Origin of the sequence: Kordia jejudonensis, assembly GCF_001005315.1 — a bacterium.
In the GTDB taxonomy this organism is placed as follows: Bacteria; Bacteroidota; Bacteroidia; order Flavobacteriales; family Flavobacteriaceae; genus Kordia; species Kordia jejudonensis.
This window is the reverse complement of sequence record NZ_LBMG01000084.1, coordinates 1-7287: the sequence shown is the minus strand read 5'-3', so window position 1 is coordinate 7287 and position 7287 is coordinate 1. Positions and strand designations below refer to the sequence as shown.

Genomic DNA, 7287 nt, shown 5'->3' with positions numbered 1-7287 from the left:
CCATAGAACCAGTTTAGTTATACAATAAAGCTTACAATTACTTGTCATTCCGCATGTATTGCGGAATCCATAATTTCAGATATAAATTCCTACCTTACTGAATCAAGTTCAGCACAAGGTCGTAGGAATGACAAAGCTTCCAATGTACTCCACAAACATTACTTTACGTATCTTCCATATTTAGCAATTCATTTTTTAAGGCTTCTCGTTTTTCATTCTTTTCTAACGTTTGAGCAAAGAGTTCTAAAATGGCGTTTTCAATTTTTACGTTTTCATTGAGTCCGTTAAATACGTTTCTGATCATAGACGTGCCGTAGGGTTTTCCACTTCTGTTAGTTACATCTTGTTCTTTAAGAATCTTTAAAACTTTATCTGTATAATGATAACCAAGTACTTTTTTTATTTTCTGCCGTTGTTCCTGGTGTATCATTACGTCATGTTTTCTTGGGTATCATCATCGGCAGTTCTAGCGCTTTTGCTAAACAGTATTTTCATATCTTCAAATACCGTTTTTGCGCCCGCTACGTTCTCACCTGCTAGGTAGTGCATCATGCGGTAAAAGCTTAAGGAATTTTATTCTTCAAAGAAAAAGTATGGGATAACTTTTCCTTTAGACGATTGAAGAAAATCCAAGCAGAAAGAATGAATTTTTTGATTTTCAACAATAAAAAATGTCGTAATTCTTTTATTAACTATTAATCTATATATTCTACCTTCACCTTCATAAAGGATATCATAATAATCTAAAAATTTTTCTTTATTAAGTTTTTTTTCTTCAATTATTTCATAATTATTATCATTCTTTAATAAAGTTTTTTTAATCTTATCTAGAATGCTTTTTATATATTCCTCATGTTTTTCACTTTCCTCTTTTGATAGATTTTCATACTTTTCCAAGTATTCATCTGTCATATATTTATTCAGATGTCCTACTTCGTAATTTTCTACGAGGAAAATATTCCTTATAAAGTCATTTATTAATTCATCATCATTTATGTGTTCGTTTTTTGCACATGAAATGATAATGAGAAACGAAAATATTGTTATATATTTTTTCATAGTATGATTCTTAAAGTTTAACAGTTTCCATTATTTTGAGGAGCGTTTTCCGTAGTTGTATTAATTTCTGTTCCTATTATGTTACTTTCTCTAATATCTTCACCTAAGTCAGCAGGATTATTTCCTCCGCCAAAAGGCCATGTATTTTCTGTGCTTGGTAAAGTTATACCTCCCATATTAGCCATTCGAATTGCAAAAGTTGCACAATTATTATTGTTTAAATCATAATTATCTGTATTGTTTGTTATTGAAGTAATTATATTAGATAATTGAGAGCTAGATATATTCTTAGTTATAGAAACATCTGAATTATAGTTTTGATCATTTCCATATATAAAAGGTCTGTTAGTACTTGGAGTTCCTGGTACAGTATCTCCATTAGGATAAAATCCCAAAATTCTAGTTGTATTTCCTTGTGTTATACCTATGTAAGCGTGGCCTACATCTCTAGACCAAGTCCAAGTCTCACGTTCGCCTGGTACTGGTTGATCAGAAAAAATTGTTAACTCAGCTGGAGCAGAAGTATCAAAACAATTTAGATACGCATTGATGTCATCGATAGGAGCAGCTGGAGCTTTGAAAAACACCATGTTTTGAACAAAATATTCTTCAAATGTAAGATTTTCATCTATTATCATAGCTGTTATAGCATCATGAACTATATCTCCTTCTACGTCATTACAGCCTACATCTTTTATGTATGTATTAATCTGTAAAGCTTCATATTCATTATCGCGTAAGTTTAACCAATTAGTTTCAACTAGAGATAAATCTAAACATTGACTAATTTCTTGCTGAGCAGTTAATAGTGGAGATGTTACAATTTCATCATAATCGTTAGTGGGATCGTTAGTATTTGATGTTGTAGTTGTTCCACCATTAGTATTGGTAGTTATCGGATCATTTGTTGAGCTTGGATTACTAGTTGTTGTAGTTGTTGCGCCACCACCAGAGCTTGTTGGTGGACACCAAATTGTTGTTACGGTATATACATCACAGACTCCGGCTGCTCCGCCTTGATGGCTACAGGTACTGTCAGGTCCTTCTAGAAAAGTTCCATCTTTAGGCGTAATGTGGTATGTGTTAGTATTTATAGTACATGGTGATGAATTATTTTCGGTTAATAAATCTGAAAAGTCTCCGTCTAGAGGTGTAACGGTAATTTCACTATGTGTACTTACATGTCCTGTATTTAGTAATTCGGTTCTTTGTTCTTCATTGTAATGATATTTTACAATGGTAGCACTTAATTCTTGCGTATCGTTATCGATATTTAATACTAAATTTTCTAATTCTGGAGAATAATTATTTGCTCTTATTAAAGTAAAGGTATATGAATATCCACTTCCGTCTTGTTTTTCTACATACTTGGCTATACTTGTATCTATTGAAAAGACATTAGTTTCACTTTCAAAATTAACATTATTTCTTGTTTGATTTATATTTCTTAATTTGTCATTTATAATGTTATTATTTTGAATTTCATTAGAAAATACTAAGCGAGATGAGAAAGGGGATTCTTTAGTCAAGTTAATTATTTCTTCAGATTCTTGCTGAATTATGTCTTTTTCACAGTTTATAAAGGATAAACAGATTAAAAGTAGTAGCAATACATTTTTAATTAATTTCATAATTTATTATTTGTGTTAATACGTAGCAATAATACATTCAGATATATTTAATGATGTGTCAAAATCTCAAATTTGGAGAAAATGACACTTATTTTTGAGAATTTATATATTCTTGAGGTGAATATTTTTCAATTTTTTTAAACGCTCTATAAAAACTTGATCTAGAATTGAAGCCAGCTTCTAAACCAATGGCAGTAGTAGTATAGTTTTTGAAATCAGGGTTTCTAAATATTTCTTTTGCTCTTTCAATGCGTAGCTTATTTACATATGTTGAAAAATTAGAACCACTATGTTTTTTTATTTTTTCAGAAATTGAGCTAAGGCTCACTCCTAATTCTTTACTGATTTGCTCTAGTGAAATATTTGGATTCGCATATTGTAGCTGTATTAATTCAACAAATTTTTCGTAAACAGGATCAGTTTTTGTTTCGTTCTTTTTTTTTGGAATATTGTTTTTAACTTTCTGAGTGGCTCTAATTTTTTTTCGTTCTTTTATTAATTGTAGTTTGTTGATTCCAACATATCCTAAATAGTATATAATTATTGACATACCAAGCCATAAAAAATAGAATAATGAAAGATTCTGTTTATTTGAATAAATAGTTATCACAATAGCTACTATCCAAAAAAAGCAAGTTATGAGTCCTATACTGATAAGTCGTTTTAACCAATGGGTCTGAGAAACTATTTCTTTTGAATCATATTCTTGATTTTTTAATTCATACTCTTTCAATAATTTGAAAATCATGTATATAATTATGACACTAAATATTATAGAAAGAAAATCTAGATAGATAAATATTCCACGATTAAAGTGAGAAGGAAAATTATAATTATTATTTATCAGAAACTTATAGAATAATAGTATAATCACCAAAGAACCGACGAAAATAAAAGGAGCGAATAGAAATATTTTGATTCTCTTGCTTAGAGATTCTCTTTTCTGTAGATATTTATAGACAAATAAATAGAAAGCAGGCATGATCAGCCAATGCCAAGGGATATAAATATATTTTAAAAAACTATATTTTTCTACACTTTTTACATCAATTAACCAATATTGTAAATTACTTAATGACATTAAAAGCATACATATAGCTAAATAAGAACTTGCTTTAGTTGTATATTTTTTGTTAAACAGAACTATAAATCCAAAAATGAACCCTTGAATTATTCCTGCAAAAATTAATAAATTAAATATATTTAGGTTTAAATCTTTAAACATTTGAATTGAAATAAATTTTTGACTAAATGTAAAAATAAAGTTTTAAATTACTGTATATTTTGAATCAAAAAAAGTAAGAAAAAAAATACTTAACTACACATATCAAGGCTAATAAAAGTAGTAAAGGCTTACAATGAATTGTTTATGGCGGAAGAGGTTTCTAAAAAGAAGAAAAGAAAAAAGTAAATGATGATGATATCATTTTTACAAAGCCAGCAGATTACTATATTGAAACTTATTTGGAATTATGTGGTATACACAAAATAGAGACTTTACGGGTACTTTTCAGTTAGAAGCATATTAACCACAGGATTCTTATATTTACATTTCGAAAACAAACTTTCTTGAAATCAGTACCATCATTCATTCTATTTTTACTTTGCTGTTTTACTATAATCAGTTCTTCGGCACAATCAATTGTAAAACCAGCACCAACAGTTCCATCAAGCTTAGTTAAAAAACCACGACTTACAGAAGAAGAAAAACAAAATTGGCAACATAAGGATATTATAATAGATTCTATACCAGGAATTAGTCTAGATAAGGCATATAAAGAAAGGTAACTATATATATGTTTACACTAAATAAATATTGACGACTATATATTAGTTTTACCCAAATCACACTACTTCTAAAGTCTAAATTAAAAATCTCGTAAGATATTTCATTATATTGCTATCTTTGAAAAAAGAAACCAATCACAATGAACGTACGCTTACCAAAAGACGAAGACATTAACATCGCAAACGGAGAAGACATAGCACGTATAATGCGTAAAATACTTTTACGCCAAAACAGATTACACCGTAAGAGGGAGTATTTTTGGGTTATTGGTTTGAGTAACAATCAAGATATTGAGTATATAGAACTCATTGCGATAGGAAAATCTAATACCGTTAATGTTTCTCCTATTGACGTATTTAACCTTGCAGCAGCTAAGAAATGCGAAAAAATCATATTATGTCATAACCATCCAAACGGAAACATGAAGCCAAGTGAAGCTGATTTACAATTAACACATAGGTTAATGCAAGGCGGCGAATTACTCGGTATAAGAATAATAGATCACATCATTATTTGTGAAAAAGAAGACTATTACAGTTTGTTAGATGATGGTTTTCCTGATGAATTGCAGTAACTATTCTTTGTCGTATTTTTTATCTTTGTGTTCCTTTCTTTTCTTGATGCTACTTATACTCAAAGCCGAAACAGGTCTATCTTTTGGATTAAATTCTAATCCTTTTTTTAATTTTTGATTAAAATCCGATAAAGGTTTTTCTTCTTTAGGTTTTTGAATACTAAACCTTTCATGAGGTGGAGTTGGAAGCTTACCAGTATCTTTTATTTCAATGACAACTTTATCAAAATCTGACTCATATTCTCTATCCTGTATCGTTCTAAACTTTTCGTATTCGGCGTGAGCAGTTTTTTTGGCTACAACTTTTGAAACCTTTCCTAAATCTTCTAGTATTTCGTACTCATTGAATTGTAAAAATGCATCTAATCTAACAACCCAATCTTTCATTTTCATTTCCTTACGTCTTTTAGCCATGTTCTCTGCGAAATCGAGATACATAGAAACTAATCTATTAAGGTCTCCTAGCTCTTCTTTTGTTAGATAGTTTTTAGCTATTTCAGTATCGCTTTTTAGTACTTTTCCTGTCGTATTTGAGTTTTTAAATGACGTAAGTCCCATTTTTGGCTTTCGTGAGTTAGCCCTTTCAGAAATCAATTCTGCGGCTGTATGTTGATGTATTGCCCAATGCAATTTATTTTGTACAGTTACGAAAAAATCTTTTGTTATTTGAGAATTCTTATCATAATCAATGCTAGCTTCTGTGTATATGTCTGTTATTTTTCTGTAAAAATTCCTTTCAGACGCTCGTATTTCTCGAATCTTTTCGAGTAATTCATCAAAATAGTCTTTTTTAAATAAAGCTTTTCCTTGTTTTAACCTGTCGTCATCTAAGGCAAAACCTTTTATCAAATACTCTTTCAAGATACTTGAAGCCCAAACCCTAAATTGAGTAGCTTTAAAAGAGTTAACTCTATATCCAACAGAAATGATAGCGTCAAGATTATAAAATTTAGTCTTGTAATTTTTACCATCTGTCGCAGTTGTTTCCAAAATGGAAACAACTGAATCCTCTACAAGTTCCCCTTGCTCAAAAATATTCGAAAGATGCTTACTTACAGCAGGAACATTAACATCAAATATTTCTGCCATTGATTTTTGAGTCGCCCATATAGTTTCATGTTCATCGTCTATAATTACTTGAATCCTTATTTTACCCTCACTAGATTGGTAAAATATAAAGTCAGATTGCTTGCTTGGTAAATTATCCATTGATTAACTCTTTATATGTTATTCTATTTTCAATATTACTCAAAAGTAAGTTAAATCTTTCGGATTCACCAATCTTACGACTATTGTATCTAAATACGAATTCATCAACGTACATTTGTAAATGTTTCTTGCTTGTAAAATGATATATTCCAAAGATACCACGTTTTAAAAGCGACCAAAATCCTTCAATAGTATTCGTGTGAACTCTACCATTTACGTATTGGTTTTGGTTGTGTTTAACGATGCTGTGATCGTAAATTCTGTTTACACCTTTATAACCTAGCCATTCGTCAGAATATAATTTTGCAGACTCTTTTACGTTTCTTATTACTTCACGTGTTAACGTTGCGGATTTTACATTCTCAACTGTACGCGCAGTAAGTTTTCCGTTACGCTCAACCATTCCAACAAAAGGCGTTTTGTCTTTTGCGCTACGTCCTTGTGAATGCGGTACTTTTTTATTCGCGTGTCTGTTTTTGTTTTTACCGCCTACATACGTTTCATCTACTTCAACTTCGTTATCAAGTTGCGTATCATTGTCTATTCCGAAACAGTTTCTAATACGTTGTAGCATGAACCATGCAGATTTTTGTGTAATATCAAGATCGCGTCCTAATTGTAGAGAAGAAATACCCTTTTTGTGAGAAGTAACAAGCCAAATAGCTAAGAACCATTTTTGCAAGTCGATTTTAGTGTTGTCAAATATTGTGTTTGTCTTAACATTGAAGTACTTACCAGTGTTTTTACACTTGTATTTATTACCTTTACAGTTATAGACTTTAGAAGTTTCATCAAATGGACTTACAACGTTTCCGTTCCATCTTAAAACCTCTAAATGATCGATGCAAGATTGCTGAGTCGGGAAAGCTTTTATAAGGTCTAAAACTGATTTTACTTCTTCGTTAAACATAACATTTTCATTTTGTTATATCAAAGATAAGAAGTTAATTACACTAAGCTTAATTTAATTAGTGTAAATAAGTATATAGTTACCTAAAGAAATTTTATCACATCAGAAGGCAGAT

Annotated in this window: 9 protein-coding genes; 2 read left to right on the top strand and 7 right to left on the bottom strand. The window is 30.2% G+C overall.

Annotation, left to right across the window (positions count from 1 at the left end):
- Positions 1 to 163: 163 nt before the first annotated feature.
- From AA089_RS22285 to AA089_RS22270, 5 genes are all read right to left on the bottom strand, one after another.
- Positions 164 to 430, bottom strand: a complete 267-nt coding sequence (locus AA089_RS22285; RefSeq protein WP_046759234.1) for a hypothetical protein — start codon at positions 428 to 430, stop codon at positions 164 to 166.
- Positions 430 to 552, bottom strand: a complete 123-nt coding sequence (locus AA089_RS25710; RefSeq protein ID WP_262495042.1) for a hypothetical protein — start codon at positions 550 to 552, stop codon at positions 430 to 432. Before AA089_RS25710 ends, AA089_RS22285 begins: the two co-directional genes overlap by 1 nt.
- A gap of 21 nt (positions 553 to 573) precedes the next feature.
- A complete protein-coding gene (locus tag AA089_RS22280; protein ID WP_046759233.1) occupies positions 574 to 1059 on the bottom strand; it encodes a hypothetical protein in 486 nt (161 codons plus the stop codon).
- 17 nt (positions 1060 to 1076) lie between these two features.
- Complete coding sequence (locus AA089_RS23980) at positions 1077 to 2690, bottom strand: hypothetical protein (protein ID WP_053002636.1); 1614 nt, start codon at positions 2688 to 2690, stop codon at positions 1077 to 1079.
- A gap of 88 nt (positions 2691 to 2778) precedes the next feature.
- Positions 2779 to 3915 carry a helix-turn-helix domain-containing protein gene (locus AA089_RS22270; RefSeq protein WP_046759232.1) on the bottom strand — a complete coding sequence of 379 codons (1137 nt, stop codon included), beginning with the start codon at positions 3913 to 3915 and terminating at the stop codon, positions 2779 to 2781.
- A gap of 344 nt (positions 3916 to 4259) precedes the next feature.
- Here AA089_RS22270 and AA089_RS22265 point away from each other — a divergent pair, with 344 nt between their 5' ends.
- Together AA089_RS22265 and AA089_RS22260 are read left to right on the top strand one after the other, a co-directional pair.
- On the top strand, positions 4260 to 4478 hold the full coding sequence (locus AA089_RS22265; protein WP_046759231.1) for a hypothetical protein: 219 nt from the start codon (positions 4260 to 4262) through the stop codon (positions 4476 to 4478).
- A gap of 140 nt (positions 4479 to 4618) precedes the next feature.
- Positions 4619 to 5053 (top strand): JAB domain-containing protein, encoded by a 435-nt coding sequence (locus tag AA089_RS22260; RefSeq protein WP_046759230.1) that lies wholly within the window; start codon positions 4619 to 4621, stop codon positions 5051 to 5053.
- On the opposite strand, the gene AA089_RS22255 is transcribed toward AA089_RS22260, so the two are convergent.
- A complete protein-coding gene (locus AA089_RS22255; RefSeq protein ID WP_064972238.1) occupies positions 5054 to 6262 on the bottom strand; it encodes a virulence RhuM family protein in 1209 nt (402 codons plus the stop codon). It lies immediately after the preceding gene.
- Positions 6255 to 7172, bottom strand: a complete 918-nt coding sequence (locus tag AA089_RS22250; protein WP_046759229.1) for an IS1595 family transposase — start codon at positions 7170 to 7172, stop codon at positions 6255 to 6257. The genes AA089_RS22255 and AA089_RS22250 overlap by 8 nt, the downstream gene beginning before the upstream one ends.
- Positions 7173 to 7287: the final 115 nt, after the last annotated feature.